This is a genomic window from Solwaraspora sp. WMMA2056 (genome assembly GCF_030345095.1).
In the GTDB taxonomy this organism is placed as follows: Bacteria; Actinomycetota; Actinomycetes; order Mycobacteriales; family Micromonosporaceae; genus Micromonospora_E.
Genome location: NZ_CP128360.1, coordinates 2,629,037 through 2,643,987, shown reverse-complemented (window position 1 = coordinate 2,643,987; position 14,951 = coordinate 2,629,037). Strand labels below are relative to the sequence as shown.

General features: G+C 73.1%; 9 protein-coding genes. 5 read left to right on the top strand and 4 right to left on the bottom strand.

Going from position 1 to position 14,951, the window contains the following annotated elements; all coding sequences use genetic code 11:
* Positions 1–49 precede the first annotated feature (49 nt).
* On the top strand, positions 50–2,803 hold the full coding sequence (locus O7608_RS12125; protein ID WP_289210050.1) for a CHAT domain-containing protein: 2,754 nt from the start codon (positions 50–52) through the stop codon (positions 2,801–2,803).
* Positions 2,804–2,867: 64 nt separating this feature from the next.
* Here O7608_RS12125 and O7608_RS12120 read toward each other — a convergent pair whose 3' ends face one another.
* The 3 genes from O7608_RS12120 to O7608_RS12110 form a co-directional block, all read right to left on the bottom strand.
* On the bottom strand, positions 2,868–3,935 hold the full coding sequence (locus tag O7608_RS12120) for a hypothetical protein (protein WP_289210049.1): 1,068 nt from the start codon (positions 3,933–3,935) through the stop codon (positions 2,868–2,870).
* 98 nt (positions 3,936–4,033) lie between these two features.
* Positions 4,034–4,357 carry a YrhB domain-containing protein gene (locus O7608_RS12115; protein ID WP_289210048.1) on the bottom strand — a complete coding sequence of 108 codons (324 nt, stop codon included), beginning with the start codon at positions 4,355–4,357 and terminating at the stop codon, positions 4,034–4,036.
* A 56-nt stretch (positions 4,358–4,413) separates the two neighbouring features.
* Positions 4,414–7,008 carry a toxin glutamine deamidase domain-containing protein gene (locus tag O7608_RS12110; protein WP_289210047.1) on the bottom strand — a complete coding sequence of 865 codons (2,595 nt, stop codon included), beginning with the start codon at positions 7,006–7,008 and terminating at the stop codon, positions 4,414–4,416.
* Positions 7,009–7,293: 285 nt separating this feature from the next.
* On the opposite strand from O7608_RS12110, the gene O7608_RS12105 reads away from it, so the two are divergent.
* Genes O7608_RS12105 through O7608_RS12095 form a run of 3 tightly spaced genes read left to right on the top strand, consistent with a single transcriptional unit; the run spans position 7,294 to position 8,592 of the window.
* Entirely contained in the window at positions 7,294–7,590 is a 297-nt protein-coding gene (locus O7608_RS12105) for a hypothetical protein (RefSeq protein WP_282228931.1), read from the top strand.
* Complete coding sequence (locus tag O7608_RS12100) at positions 7,590–8,240, top strand: hypothetical protein (protein ID WP_289210046.1); 651 nt, start codon at positions 7,590–7,592, stop codon at positions 8,238–8,240. The genes O7608_RS12105 and O7608_RS12100 overlap by 1 nt, the downstream gene beginning before the upstream one ends.
* Before the next feature lie 55 nt (positions 8,241–8,295).
* Entirely contained in the window at positions 8,296–8,592 is a 297-nt protein-coding gene (locus O7608_RS12095) for a WXG100 family type VII secretion target (protein ID WP_282228933.1), read from the top strand.
* Positions 8,593–8,682: 90 nt separating this feature from the next.
* On the opposite strand, the gene O7608_RS12090 is transcribed toward O7608_RS12095, so the two are convergent.
* Entirely contained in the window at positions 8,683–13,056 is a 4,374-nt protein-coding gene (locus tag O7608_RS12090) for a type VII secretion EssC family protein (protein WP_289210045.1), read from the bottom strand.
* 309 nt (positions 13,057–13,365) lie between these two features.
* Here O7608_RS12090 and O7608_RS12085 point away from each other — a divergent pair, with 309 nt between their 5' ends.
* Positions 13,366–14,871, top strand: a complete 1,506-nt coding sequence (locus O7608_RS12085) for a LysM peptidoglycan-binding domain-containing protein (protein WP_289210044.1) — start codon at positions 13,366–13,368, stop codon at positions 14,869–14,871.
* Positions 14,872–14,951 lie beyond the last annotated feature (80 nt).

Sequence of the window (14,951 nt, the reverse complement as noted above, 5' to 3'; positions counted from 1 at the left end):
AGGAGGCCGGGATTGACCCGGGGTGCACAGGTGGGGAATTCTCTCTGTCATGGCCGAACGCACCGATTCCGGTGTCGACTTGGCGCAGCGGGCCCTGGACACCGTCCAGCGCTACCCGCACGAGGCCATCTCGATCGCCCACCAGGTGCTCGCCGACACACCGGACGCCCGCGCCCGGTCCACCGCGGAACGCGCCATCGGCCTGGCCCTGCGCGAGCTGGGCGACCTGCCGGGCGCGGCACGCCACCTGCGCCGGGCGGTCCGCGCCGGAGACGACGCGCGGCTACGGGCACTCGCCCGGATGAGTCTCGGGTACGTCCTGGCCAGCGCCGGTCGGACCACCGCCGCGCTGCGGGCGGTCACCCTCGCCCTACCTCAGCTGACCGGAGCGGACGCCGGCCGGGCCCGGATGCAGCGCGGCGTGGTGCTGCACTACCGGGGCCGGTTCGACGAGGCGGTCCGCGACTACGACCTGGCCGTGGAGATCGCCCAACGGGAGGGCGACCCGCTGCTGGAGGCACGCGCCCGCAACAACCGGGGGCTGCTCAACGTCCACCTCGACGTGCCCGCCAACAGCCGTACCGGCAGCCCGCCGAACGGGCACTCCGGTGGACGGCCCGACCGGGACCGGCGGACCGATCAGGGCCACGACGACGACCTGCACCGCGCCGCCGCCATCTTCAGCCAGCTCGGGCTGGACCTGGCCGCCGCCGACGCCCGGTGGAACAGCGGCATCGCCGCCGGCCAACGCGGCGACGTGGCCGGCGCGCTGCACTGCTTCGCCACCGTGGACGCCGAGTACCGCCGGCTCGCCGTACCCCGCCCGGCGCTGCTGCTGGACCGCTTCGAGCTGCTGCTGTCCGTACCGCTGATCGACGAGGCGGTGGCGGTCGCCGGCACCGCCGTGACCGAGCTGCGCCGGCTCGGGATGGCCTCCGACCTGGCCGAGGCACTGCTCGCCCAGGCCCGGGCCGCGCTGCTCGCCGGTGACCCGGCCACCGCGGCCGACACCGCCGCCGCGGCCCGCAGCCGGTTCCGCCGGCAGGGCCGACGCGCCTGGGCGACGCTCGCCCGACACGTCGAGCTGCGGGCCGGGTACGCCCAGGGCAACCGGTCGGCGGCGCTGCTCGCCGCGATGGTGCGCACCGCCGACCAGCTCGACGCCACCGGCTGGCCCGGGCCGGCGCTGACCAGCCGGATCGAAGCCGCCCGGCTGGCCGTCGCGCTGGGCCGGCACAGTCGGGCCGGCGAGTTGCTCACCGTCGCCTCGGAGGCCCGCCGACGCGGCACCGCACCCCGGCGCGCCCAGGGCTGGTACGCCCTGGCGCTGCGCCACCGGCTGGCCGGTGACGAGTCCGGCGCGGCCCGGGCGTTGCGCAGCGGCCTCGCCGTGCTGGACGGGCACCGCACCTCGCTCGGCGCCACCGAGCTACGGGCGCACAGCGCCACCTTCGGCGAGGAGTTGGCCGCCGAAGGGCTGGACATCGCGATCCGGCGGGGCGCGCCGGCGCAGGTCCTGGTCTGGGCGGAGCGGTGGCGGGCCAACGCGCTGCGGATGCGGCGGGTCTCCCCGCCGCCCGACCCGGAACTGGCCACCGCACTGACCGAACTACGGATGGTCAGCACCGCGCTGGAGGACGCCCTGCTGGCCGGCAACCCGGTGCAGGCGCTGCGCGGCAGCCAGGCCCGCCTGGAGCAACGGATCCGGGAACTCGCCAGAGGGGTCAACGGCGGCGGTGAACTGTCCGCACCACCGGCGGTGGCCGAGATCGCCACCGCGCTCGGCGACGCCGTACTGCTCGAACTGGTCGCGCACGGCGAGCGGCTGCTCGCCGTAGCGGTCCGCGACGGCCAGCCGACGCTGCACGACCTCGGGCCGCTGACCGAGGCGATCCGGGTGGCCCGGCTGCACCGGTTCGGGCTGCGCCGGCTGGTCACCCCCGGCGACGGTGGCGACCCACGGGCTGGGGTCGGGGCCGAGGCACGGGCCGGAGCCGACGCGCGGGCCGGGGTCGCGCACACCGCCGCCGCGTTGGACCGACAACTGTTCGATCCGGTACGCGACCGGATCACCGACCGGCCGCTGGTGATCGTGCCGATCGGCGAACTGCACGCCGTACCGTGGTCGGGCCTGTCCACCTGCGCGGGCCGCGCGGTGACCGTGGCACCGTCGGCGACGGCCTGGCTGCGGGCCGCCGGTCGGCAGACCGGCGCAGCGCACACCCCGGCAGCCGACGGGCCGGCGGTGCTGGTGGCCGGGCCGCGGTTGCCGGCCGCCGAGACCGAGGTGCGGCAACTCGCCGCGGCGCTGCCCGGCTCCCGTCTGCTGACCGGAGCCGCCGCCACCGCCGACACGGTGACCGGCGCGCTCAACGGCGCGGCCCTGGCGCACATCGCCGCGCACGGACGGTTCCGGGCGGACAACCCGCTCTTTTCGACGCTGGACCTGGCCGACGGGCCGTTGACCGCCTACGAACTGGAGCGGCTGACCAGCCCACCCGGCGTCGTCGTACTGTCGGCCTGCGACTCAGGACTGGCCGGGGTCCGCCCCGGCAACGAGGTGATGGGCTTCACCGCGGTGCTGCTGGCGCTGGGCACCCGCTGCCTGATCGCGACGGTGCTGCCGGTGCCGGCCGACCTGACCACCGAGTTGATGCTGGAACTGCACCGCCGGATGCGGGCCGGGGACGGGCCGGCGGTGGCGCTCGCCGGCGCGCAGCGGGCCTTCCAGGCCGGCCGGTACGCCGACGACGGTGCGGTGCACGCCACCGCCGCTGCCTTCGTCTGTTTCGGAGCGGGCTGACGTTGCGGAGCGAGCTGACGACCGGCGGCACCGGCGGCGTCAGCCGGTGCCGCCCGCAGACCCGTCAGCCGGTGCCGGTCAGGTCGAAGTCGATGACGATCGGGTTGCGGCCCACCGGCACCGGTGCCGCGTCGCTGAACGCCGTTCCCGTCGGGTGCCACTTGCCCGGTCCGTGGCCGCAGTGACAGCGCAGCTTGACCACCTGTCCGGGCACCACCAGCAGCTGGTACGTGTCACCGGGGTACTCGACGCCCACGAGGTCGCCGGTGACCACGTTGAAGGCGAGCAGCGGACTGTAGTTGCCGAGTTCGTCGATGATGACCTTGCCACTGATCGTCGTCGCTGCCCGCAGGGTCTGGTCGAAGGTGACGGTCTGGCCCGCCCGTACCTGCACGGTCTGCGCCCGTCGGACGTTGCCGACGCCTCCGGACCACTGGACCGCATAGAACGGCGACCCGAAGAACTGCAGGGGCCAGCGGTACGGGCCGAGTCCGGTGACCGTGTACCGGCCGGCGTTGTCGGTGGCCGGCTCGTCCGGGGTGTACTTGGGGTGCGGCACCAACGGGACCACCGTCACGTGCACGCGGGCGGCCGGCGCTGCGGTGACGGAGTCGGTGAGCGTGCCCGTGACGCTGCCCGGCGGGTCGAGCCGGATCTGCGGCGCGGTGGCGGTGGCCCCGGCGGCGACGCGGACCACGGCGGCGTGCTGGCGTTGCCCGGTGCCGCCGAACCGGCCCACCCACTGCAGGCCGTGCAGCTGCTGGTCGTACGGCCTGGCGAAGAGCTGGTAGCGACCCGGTTCCACCCCCTCGACGACGATGTCGCCCTGCTCACCGCTGCAGCCGGAGTGCCGGCCGAGCTGGGTGCCGCCGAGGGTCACCCCGGTGTAGCGGTCCCGGTCCAGCGGTACGAGGTTGACGCAGGCCCGCACCGGCGCGCCGGTGGCGGCGTCGCGGACGGTCGTGGTCAGTGACCCGGTGTCGGCGGCGGCGACCGTGCCGGCCGACGTGACGGGTACGGCGGATGTGGTAGGTACGGCCGACGCGGCGGGCGCCGGGGCGGCGACGAGCAGCAGTGCTGCCAGCAGACCTGCTGCCAGCCAGGGGCGGGCCGAAGCGACGAAACTGTGCATCGTGGACTCCCGGAGGCTGAGGGGAGGTCGACGCTACCGCTCGGCTGGCCGCCGTACTGTCGGATCGAGGACCGTGCGGCCGGTCCGGACCGCCGGGGTCAGGACCCGAAGGGCTTGGACTCCGGCAGCGGCAGGGCCGGATAGCCGTGGTCGGCGGCGTAGTGGTTGAGCCACTTCTCCACGGGGAAGCCCGAGTTCGCGACCCAGACGTCGCTGCCGTCCTTGTTCACCACGATCGGGCCGGAGGCGACCATCGAGCCGAACTCGCCGGAGTCCAGGAAGCGTTGTGAGTTGAACGGAAACAGCCAGCACCAGTCACGGTCGACGGGTGCGTCCGGGTCGACCAGCCGCAGCGGCACCTGGGGATCCTGCACCTCGCCCAGCTTGGCCTCCGCGCGCTCCCGGGCCTGTCGTACGTCCATGAACCTCGTCCTCGTCTGCGGGGGCGGCTTGCCCGGCTGTCCACGTGGCCGCCGGGTCAATGTGTCTGCATGAAATGCAACTCGTCCTTGGGGCCGAGCTGAGGAACGAGGCCGAGGCCGCCGCTCTGACCGTCGACGATCACGATCCTACCGGCGTTGTCCTTGACCACGTTCATCACGTGACCGCTGCCGTTGTGCACGATCCCGACGATGCCCCGGGAACCGGCCGGCAGGTTGTCGACGTGGGCGAGCATGTGCTCGACCGACTGGTGCTGCTGGAAGCCCGGCATGTGCGGATAGTTGGCTTCGATGTCGGACAGCGGTCGGGTGGTGGGAATCTTCGGCACCGGGGTGACCGCCGCACCGCCGGTGTCGAACGCCTTGTCCACGCTCTGTACGCAGAGCGTGCAGTTGACGTCGGCATGGGTGAAGTTCGGGTTGACCTGATCGACCCATCCGAAGTTCCGTTGGACGTAGGTGCCCAGGTCGGCAGCGTTGCCGCTGTTCGAGAAGATGAGATCGACGGTCTTGTTGGTGGGCAGGTTGACGGTCATCGAGGAGGCGTTGGCCAACTGGGTGTCCAGGGCCGCGACCTGCTGGTCGAAGCTGTTGTTCACCTGCTGGGTGACCTGCGCGATCTCCGCCGACTCGGCGGCCTGCACGCTCTGCTGCAAATTGGACAGGTCGGTGGCCTTGGCGGCGTCGAGCTGACTCGTGACGACGTTGATCTCGGCGAGCCGGTCCGCCTCCACCCGCGCCGGCAGGTCCTTCTCGGCCTTGGTGAACTCGTTGTTCAGCCGTAGTTCCTCGGCGTTCTGCTGTTGCACGAGGTTGGGCCGTTCGATGTTGTGGTAGTTGTCGATGAACTCCTGCCGCTGGGCGACCATCTGCTGGTGGCCGTTCTCCAGCTCGATCTTCTTGAGGTCGACCTCCTGGGTGTACCGGGCCGTCGCGGTCGCATCGTCCAGCCGGCCGGCGTTGAACTCCTGTTGGTAGAACGCGAACCGGTCGTTCCTGAAGCGGTCCAGCTCCCCGGGGGCCTCGGCGGCGTACTCGTCGATCTTGCGCTGCGCGTCGTCGGCGATTTTCAGCCCGTTCTGATCCGCCTGGGCGAGGGGCTGACGGGCGGCGGCCAGATCCTGGTTGAGCTTGTCGGTCAACGCCGTGCGCTCAGCAGTCAGCCGTTTGGCGGCGTCCGCGTCGATCCGGGCGGTCTCGACCTTGATCTTCTGGGCATGGTCCGCGTCGATCTTCGCGGTGCCGGTCTGCAGCTGGTTCGCGTACTTGGACCGCACCTGGGCGATGTCGGTGGTCAGTTGCTGGTGACGGGCGACGTCGAGGTCGGTGAACCGGTCCGCGAAGGTCTTCGGTGCGGCGGCGGTGCTGCCGCCGGGGGCCGGGGCGCCGTACCGGGGGACCGACCGGGGCGGCGGGATGATCGGCGGGGCGAGGATCGGGCCGTCGGCGGCCAGCCTCGGCCCGGGCGTCGGCATCAGCTCACCGAGGCGGGCCAGCCCTTGCCGGACCGCGTCGTCGACGGCGACCGCGCCGGACTTGATCGTGCCGATGACGGTGGCCGCCCCGTGGCCGATCTGCTTGGAGATGGTGACCGCGCCCATGCCGGCGGTCTTGACCAGGGTGACCATGCCGGTCAGCAGGTTCTTCATCCCGGTGAGCGTCGCCTTGGCGATCTCCTTGACCCCGCCGGCCTTGTAGAGGGCGGTGAGTTTGGAGATGCTGGTCAGGCCCTTCACCCCCGGGATGACCCCGAGGATGCCGAAGACCAGATCCAGCACGGATCCGTTCCCCTGGGTGAAGTCGATTATCGCCTTGACCAGCAGAATCGCGCCGGCCGCCAGGGCGACCCAGGCAAGCGGCCCACCAATGATCATCGCGATCACGCCGGCCACCAGCGCCACCCACTTGGCGATCTCGCAGATGATGTCCCAGAGTTTCTTGAACGCGTCGCGCAGCTTCTCCCAGAACGAGCGCGGCTGGATCCCCACATCGGACGCTTCGTGGATCTCCCGTTGGCACTGCCGGGCTGCGCCGTCGCGCAGCTGACGGGCCTGCTCGGCCAGCGACCTGGCCAGGTCGAGTTCCTGCGCGGCGGCGTTGGCCTGACCGCGTACGGCGGCGAGCCGCTGCTGCGCCGCCTCGGCGTCGCGCACCGCCTGCCGGACCTGGTCCGGGTCGGGTGCCTCCGGGGCCTCGCTCTCCCGCTGCAGCCGGTCCGCGACACCGGTGGCGGCGGTGAACCCGGACTCGGCGGTGACGAGCTGCCCGCTCAGTGAATCGACCCGGTCGCGGGCCTGCCGGCCGTCGGCCAGCGCCCGGTCCGCCATCGCCTGGGCCCGCTCCAACTGCGGCGCGTACGCGTCGAGCGCGTCGCCGACCATGAGATGCGACTGGTAGAGCTTGTGCACCTGGCCGGGGAACTCACCGAACTGCTCACGGAACGCGTCGCCCGACAGACCGACCCAGGTGAGCACTGCCCCGTCACCCTGCAGCGACTCGACGGCCCGCTTCGCCCGGTAGGCCGTCTCGGCGAAGTCGTGGAACCGCGTGGCGAGCATCCGCAACCGGGCGGGATCGCCGGGGGTGGGGTCACCGTCGAGGTCCAGCACCCACCAGTCCGTGGGTCTCGCCATGTCGCCTCCCCGGGGCACCGTCGACGTCCAGTGTCGCGTGTGTCGGCTCCAGACGACCACCAGTGACCGCACATTGACGACGATTGGGTCCGGACGGTACACGACGACAGGCCTTCGACCGGCAGACTACCGGGCAGGCGTTGCCGACCGGCGGCACCTGGGCCTTGGCCGACGGCGGTGAAACAGCGGTACCCTGGCCTCGTCAATCCTCCGGGCGTACCCGGAGGGCGTACCCGTGGAGATGCTCCCGGAGGGACGCACCCGACGGTCGGAACGGAGGCCCGTGTGAGCGCCGACCGGCTCACCGTCGACCTGCAGGGGTTGGACGAGTTCGCCACGAACCTGGAGACCATCCGGGCCGGCATGGACAGTGCCCGCTCCTGGATGCGCGAGTTCGAAGGCGAGCTGGGTGGACCGGACGTCGACGGCGCACTCGCCCACTTCGAGTCACACTGGCGCGACGGCCGGGGCCGGGTCGACAAGAACTGTGAGCGTCTGATCAAGGCGACCCGGCAGGCGGTCGAGAACCTGCGCGGGGTCGACGACGACCTGGCGCGCGAGCTACGGGAGAGCACGGGCTGATGACCGGAGTCCGCACCGACGAGGCCACCGCGCCGGCCACCCCGACCGGCTTCGCGATCACCGTGCCAGCCAACTGGTACGAGCTGGAGCTGCATCCCGACGTCCGCAACAACGCCATCAACGACCTGGTCACCGCCCGGCTGCGCGAGGTGCCGGAGCTATTCGCGCACCGCGCCGCGCTGTCCCGCGCGCTGCGCGAGGCGGCCCGTGCGGCGTACGACGGCGGGGCCCGGTTCTGCGCCACCATGGTGGAGGGCCTCGGCGGGGCGGTGCTGACAGCGACCGTCACCGTCTCGATCGTGACCGTGCCCGACGAGCAGGCCGGCGCCGACGCGGTAGCCGCCCACCTGACCGGCATCCCCCGCCGGGGCGGTGACGGCATCTGGCGTGACGTGGAGCAGGTGCAGCTGCCCGGCCTCGGTCGGGTCCCCCGGACCCGGGGGGTGGAGGACATCACCGCGCCCGAGGGCGCCGGCTGGGTCCGGTCGATCGTCATGCAGACCTTCGTGCCGTTGCCGGGCCCCTCCCCCGAACAGGTCGCCCTGATCACCGGCACCTCCCCGGTGCTGGCGCTGGAGGCCGAACTGTTCGACCTCTTCGACGCCGTCACCGGCACGTTCCAGTTCACCGGCCGACCGGCCGTCTCCTAGGTGCCACCGGTGGAGCCCGAGGTGGGCCACCGGCGACAGACAGAAGGGATCCGACATGGCGAACGTCAACGTCACGTATCAGGAGATGCGCGACGCGGCCAACCGGCTCACCCGCGGCAAGGAAGAGATCATGAGCAAGCTCGTCGAGCTGCGCAGCATGGTCAACAACCTGGTCAACGGCGGGTACGTGACCGACTCCTCCAGCAAGCAGTTCGACGAGTCGTACACCGAGTTCAACGAGGGCGCGACCAAGATGGCCGAAGGGTTGGAGGGGATGGGCAAGTACCTGACCGCCGCCGCCGACACCTTCCAGCAGGCCGACGAGGAGCTGGCCAAGGCGCTGCGCAAGTAGGACCGAGGATCGGCTGTCCTGCCTGCCCACCCGATGAGGGCGGGCAGGCAGGACCGCCGACCGGTCGGCGCGGCGTCGGCACGCGAGGAGTCACAGCGGCACCTGGACCAGGATCGGCTCGCCGTCGCCCAGGTGCAGCAGTGCCCGGCCGGGCCGCACCGGTTGCCCGACCGCGGTCCGGGGCAGCTTCAGTCCGACCAGATCACCATCGGTACGGTTCTGCGGCGACAGCAGAGCGCCCCGGCGGCTGCGCCGGGCGTCCACCAGCCAGCCGCTGAACCCGGCGCCGAGGTCCTCCGGGTCGCCCGCGTAGATCAGGCCCAGGTGGCGGCTCTCCCCGTTGCGGATCAGGTCCCGCAGTTCCCCGGAGGCACCGCAGTCACGCAACGTCGCCGCGTCGTCGACCACCACCAGACCCCGACCGCCGAGCCCGGCCAGCGCACCGGTGAACTCCTGCTCACTGACGTCGCTGCCAGTGAGCACGGCGACCACGCCCGGCGTGCCGGCGAGCTCACGCACCGGTGAGGTCCGGGGCGCCAGCACGATCACCTGCTGGCCGCCGTCGATCGCGGCGCGGGCCATCGTCATCAGCATGGTGCTACGCCCGGACCGGGCCGGTCCGCCGATCCCGAACGCGGGTACGCCGGTCGCCAGGTCCGGTCCGTACGCGGTCAACTGGTCCCCGCCGACGCCGGCGAGCAGCCAACCGGCGCCGGTGCCGGCCCTCGGCAGGGTCACCGCCCGGGCGTACTCGATCTGGCCCGGCAGCTCGCCGAGCCGGAACGGCCGCAGCGACGCCGGGACGTCGGCGTCCCGTTCGGAGCTGTTGCGGGCGATCTCGGCCAGCGCCGCCGCCTGCGCCGCACCGCTGGGGTCCGGGGCGAGCAGCGCCACCTGGGTCTCGATCCCGGTCTCCGCCCGGAACGCCCGGCCGGGCGGGATCTCCTCCGGCAGGTTGCGCGGATGCAGCCCGATCAGCCCCAGGTCGGCCCGGTCGGCCAGCCGGAACGACAGCTTCTCCTCGGTCAACGTGGCGATCCGTCCGGTCAGCACGGACCGGTCCCCGGTGATCACCAGGTGCACGCCGACGCTGGCCCCCTCGCGCAGGAACCCGAAGATCTCGTCGGTGAGGGTGCCGGCGTCCAGCTCCCCCAGGGAGGTCAGGAAACCTTCCCAGCGGTCGATCAGCAGCACCAGGTGGGCGAGCCGGTCGGCGGCCGGTACGGCGGCCCGCTGCTCGGAGATGTCGGCGTACCCGCCAGCGGACAGCACCGACTGCCGGCGGCGGATCTCCTCGGCGATCCGGCGGATCATCCGGACCGCCCGCTCCACCTCGGTACGGACCACCACGCCGCCGCAGTGCGGCAGCGCCGCCAGCGGCAGCAGCGCCCCGTTGCCGCAGTCCAGACCGTACAGGTGCAGGTCGGCGCAGCTGTGGGTGCTGGCCAGCGAGCCGGCGACAGTACGCAGCAGCTGGGATCGACCGGTCCGGGGGGCACCGGCGGCGAGCAGATGTCCGAAGTGGGCCAGCTCCACCACGGCGGTACGCCGGCGCTGCTGGGCCGGGTGGTCCTCCACCCCGTACGGGGCAGGTGCCGGTCGGCCGGCGGTGCCCGGCGGCGGGTTTAGCTCGGCCAGCTGGACCGAGGTGGGCAGCGCCGGCAGCCACGGACTGTGCTGCGGCGGCACGCCAGCCGTGACGGCCGCCTGCCGCAGCGCCTCGACCAGGACCTGCAGATCGGTGATCTCGTCCTGCCCCTCCGCCCGGGCGGTCGGTGCCGTCTCGATCGGCCGGTCCAGGTCGCCCCAGCGCAGGACGCGCAGCTCGGGCGGGGGTGGGCCGTCGCTCTCGGCCGCACCGGGTCGGCGGCCACCGACCCGGGCGGCCTGGAACGGCACCAGCGACGAGTGGCCCAGCCGGACGTACGCCCGGCCGGGGGTGCTCTTGGCGATCCGGGCGGCGTCGGGGGCGTTGAGCACGTCCTGGCTCTCCCCGGCGTCGGTGACCCGCAACGCGATCCGCAGGTTGGTGTTCGCCCGGATCTCCGGGGAGACCACCCCGCTGGGCCGTTGGGTGGCCAGCAGCAGGTGGATGCCGAGGGAACGGCCACGCTGCGCGATGTTGACCAGGCCGGTGACGAAGTCCGGCAACTCCCGGGCCATCGAGGCGAACTCGTCGATGACGATCAGCAGGCGCGGCAGCGGTGCGGCGTCCGGTTGCCGGTCGGCCGCCCGCGTGTAGTCCTCGATGTCCTTCGCGCCGGCGGCGGCCAGCAGGTGCTCGCGGCGGCGCAGCTCCGCCGAGAGTGACTCCAGGGCCCGACGGACCAGATGTTCGTCGAGGTCGGTGACCATGCCGACGGTGTGCGGCAACCGTACGCAGTCACCGAAGGCGCTTCCGCCCTTGTAGTCGACCAGGACGAAGGTCATCGCGTCCGGCCGGTTCGCCACGGCGAGGGCGGCGACGACGGTCTGCAACAGTTCCGACTTGCCGGCGCCGGTCGTCCCGGCGATCAGGCCGTGTGGCCCGTCGCGACGCAGGTCGATCTCGAACGGACCGTCGAACGACTCGCCGACCACGGCGGCGGTGCTACGTGGCCGCACACTCCACCGGGCGGCGACGGCACCCGCGTCCGGCGGGTCCAGACCGAGCACCTCCAGCAGCCGGCTGCTGGCGGGCAGCGCCGCGTCGTCCTCGTCGTCGCTGACGTCGCGGACCGGCGCCAGGTGACGGGCCAGCCAGCCGCACCAGGCAGCGGAGAGCAGTTCCGGGCGTACCCCGACCAGGTTGTCGGCGCCGGAGCGGGAGACCCGCAGGCCCTCTGCCTCGACGACGGCCACCGCCTGGCACTCCGCCGGCAGCAGCCGCTCGTCGGCGTCGAGGCAGAGGGCGTAGACGCCGACCTCGGGACCGGTGCGCAGCAGCTGCACCACGCCGGGCAGCGACCGTAGCCGGCGGGAACCGTCGAGCACCACCAGCATGTCGGGCTCCCGGAACCCGGCGGCACCGGTCTCGTTGCGCACGGTGCGCCGCTGCTCGATGAGTTCGAGCAGGCCGGCGACCCGTCGGCCCACCGAGTCGGCGTCGATGCCGACGGCGACGGCTGGTCCGCCCGACCCCGCCGGTCGGGCGTGCGGCAGCCAGCGGATCCAGTCCCAGCTCGGGCCGGCCTGCGGGTCGGTGAGGACGGTGATCTGCACGTCGAGCGGGCTGTGCAGGACGGCGGTCTGGATGACCGCCCAGCGGCCGAGCGCCCGCGCGGTGTCCCCCGGGCCGGCGTAGCCGACCACGCCGTGTTCGCGCAGCGCAAGCGCGACCGGTGCGTCGGCGACGGTCCAGTGCACCGTACGCCGGTGTTCGTCCTGTTCCGGATCGTCGAGCGCCACCTCGGCGGGCAGGTCGGCGATGCCGACCCGCAGCAGCAGGTGGTCCTCGTCGCGGCGGCGCCGTTCCCACAGCCGCCGCCGGGGGCCGGTGGCGGTGACCGCGATCAGCGCCGGGTCGGGGCAGCCGGTACGCCGTTCGATCCGCTCCAGGGCGAAGGCCTCCCGCGCGTCCCGTTCGATCCGCTCCTTCCGTTCGCGGTACTCCCGCAGCTGCTCGGCGTGCGACCGGCGGCCCTGCCGGCGGGACATGACATGGTTCGCGACGATGGACAGCGGGCTGAGCAGGGCGAGCAGCAGCAGGGTCCGGCTGCCGGTGAGCAGCATCAGAACCACGGCGGCGACCAGCGGCAGCAGGGCCAGCAGCCAGGGCAGCGGGGACCGGGGCGGCTCCTTGGGCAACGCCGGGAGCCGGAACCGGGTCTGCCGCCGGGGCGGCCGGATCCTCGGCGGACGGTTGTAGTCCAGCCCGATGCCGTCGGCGGACGGGACGAGCGCCGCGTCAGGGCGGGTGTACTCGGCCAGCTCCAGCAACGACTCGCCGACCGCGAGCTGCTGGCCGGGCCGCCACTCGGTCCGCTCGGCGACCGGCTCCCCGTCGAGGTGCAACGGGGTGTCACCGGCCGGGTCCAGCCAGCACCGGCCGCGAATGTCGACGCCGAGGTTCGCCGCGACCGGAGCCAGGTTCCGGTCCGGTACGGTGACCCAGCAGCCGGGGTCGCTGCCGAGTTCCCCACCGCCGACCCCGATGCGGAAGAAGCCGCCGACTCCCGGGCCGGCGACCATCCTGATCTCCAGCAGGCCGGCGCGCTCCGCCGGTGGGCTGCCGGCCGGCGTGTCCAGGCTGACCACGGCACCGTCGCGCAGGCCGGACTCGACCAACGTCGCATTCGGATCCAGCGACGTGCCGTCCACGTAGAGTGGTGGTGTTCCGGCCGGCCCGCCGCTGCGGTCCCGGGCGTCACGCAGCAGGGTCTGTGCCGCCTGCCCGATCTGGGCCACCCGGGTCTGGCCGTCGGCGGTCAGCACCGCGTCGACCGTGTCCCCGTACGGGTCGACGATGGTCAGGAACAAGCGCACGGGGGTCCTCCGGCCGCCGATGACCGACTCGGGCGGGGACCGGAGTCGGGGGTGTACCACAGCTGGTCCGCGCCGGCATCGATAATGGTTCGATCGCGGACCAACCGTAGCGCAGCGGCCCGTCCCCGCCGCGTCCCGCATCCGACGACCAGTCACAGGGAAGACCTCACGATGAATCTATTCCCCCCGCACCCCACGGCCATCGGCGGAGTACGCCGCGAGCGGCGACGCGAACCGGGCCACGGTGCGGGGCTGCCTGACTGCACTGCCGGCAGGCCGGGCAACGGTGCGCGACGGCCAGGTGACGCCGTGGTCCGGCTGATCGGCGTTGGTCTGCTGCTTGCCGCCCTGGGGATCGGTGTACCGACCGTGACCGGCGGGCCGGCGGTGGCGGCCGGGCCGGCATCGGTCACCGTCGCCGCGCCACCGCTCGCGCAGCAGACCCCGTCGGATGAACCGGGCCCGTCGGGTGAGCCGGCACCGCCGACCGGGCCGGTCAAGTACTACCGGGTCCAGCTCAGCTTCAACGGAGAGCCGGAGTTCCTGTTCGCGATCGCGGAGCGATTCCTCGGTGACGGCAACCGCGCCGTGGAGATCTTCGAACTGAACGAGGGTCGGCTCCAGCCCGACGGCAACCGGCTGACCGATCCGGCGGTGATCTCACCGAACTGGATCCTGCAACTGCCCGAGGACGCCGAGGGCGAGGGGGTCGAGTTCGGTGCGCTGCCGACGGTGGCGGCACCGCCGGCCGGCGGGCCCCAGGTCGGGTCGCCGTCGGCCAGCACCGCGCCGACGACCGACGCCCGGCAGGAGGACAGCGGCGGCCTGCCGGTGCTGCCGGTCACACTCGCGGCCGTCGTACTGCTGCTGGCCGCTGGCGTCGGCTTCTGGTGGTGGCGACGTACCCGGGTCCCGGCCGCTGCCGGAAGGTCCGCAGGTGCGGCCGCGACCAGCTCCGGTGGATCGGCGGCGGGCGGGGACGACGCCCGACCGGCAGCCGGTGGGGTGCTGGGCCGGTTGCGCCAGCGCAGGCCGGCTGCCCCTGCCGACACCCGGTACCTGGACATCGCCGCAGGCTGGACGGTCGACCGCGCGCTGCGGGTGCTGGCGAGTGGCTGCGCGCACACCAACCGGGCGGTCCCCCACGTGTACGGGGTGTCGCTCGACGACGAACAGATCACGTTGCGGCTGTCGGTCGCCGACCCGCACCCGGTCGTGCCGTGGACGGCGGGAGAGTCCGGACGGGTGTGGACCGCGCCCCTGCGGGCGACGCAGGAGCTTCCACTCCTGCCGGGAATCCCCCCGCCCTGCCCCCGGCTGGTCACCCTCGGCACCTGTGACGGGCGACGGGAGCTGGTGAACCTCGGGGAGGCCGGCGGCCTGGTGAGCGTCGGCGGTGACCGGGCCGCCGCCCGGGCACTGGTGCTGGCCTGGGCCGCCGAGCTCTCGGCGAGTCCGTGGGCGGACGGGGTCCAGGTGGTGATCGGCGGGGTCCGTGAGGCGGCGACGAACGGCCGGATCCTGTCGGTGGGCACCCCCCGCGAAGCGCTGGTCGAGGTCGATGCCGCGCTGACGCAGGCGCCGAAGACCGTCGGGGTGCTCTTCCTCGCCTCGGCCCCGTCCGGCCAGGAGGCCACCTGGGTGCAGGACCTGGTCGCCCAACCACACGCCCCCTGGGTGGTGGTGGTCCTCGGGCAGAGCCGCCAGGACCGGTGGCGGTTCACCGTCAGCCGGGACGGCCAACTGGACACCGGGGTGCTCGGGATGACGGTGTACGCCGCCGCCGCGGCCACCACCCGTCCGGTCCAGACCTGACGGCTCGGGCGCGGGTCAGCAGCTCCGACAGCGTCCGACACGGTTGACCGGCACTGCGGCTGGGCATGACCTCCGGCAGG

What these genes read in the sequence shown, in the direction of transcription:
- O7608_RS12115 (WP_289210048.1), bottom strand. Translation starts at nt 4,357, where the DNA reads ATGGACGTACGACAGGCCCGGGAGCGCGCGGAGGCCAAGCTGGGCGAG.
- O7608_RS12125 (WP_289210050.1), top strand. Translation starts at nt 50, where the DNA reads ATGGCCGAACGCACCGATTCCGGTGTCGACTTGGCGCAGCGGGCCCTG.
- O7608_RS12110 (WP_289210047.1), bottom strand. Translation starts at nt 7,008, where the DNA reads ATGGCGAGACCCACGGACTGGTGGGTGCTGGACCTCGACGGTGACCCC.
- O7608_RS12095 (WP_282228933.1), top strand. Translation starts at nt 8,296, where the DNA reads ATGGCGAACGTCAACGTCACGTATCAGGAGATGCGCGACGCGGCCAAC.
- O7608_RS12120 (WP_289210049.1), bottom strand. Translation starts at nt 3,935, where the DNA reads ATGCACAGTTTCGTCGCTTCGGCCCGCCCCTGGCTGGCAGCAGGTCTG.
- O7608_RS12100 (WP_289210046.1), top strand. Translation starts at nt 7,590, where the DNA reads ATGACCGGAGTCCGCACCGACGAGGCCACCGCGCCGGCCACCCCGACC.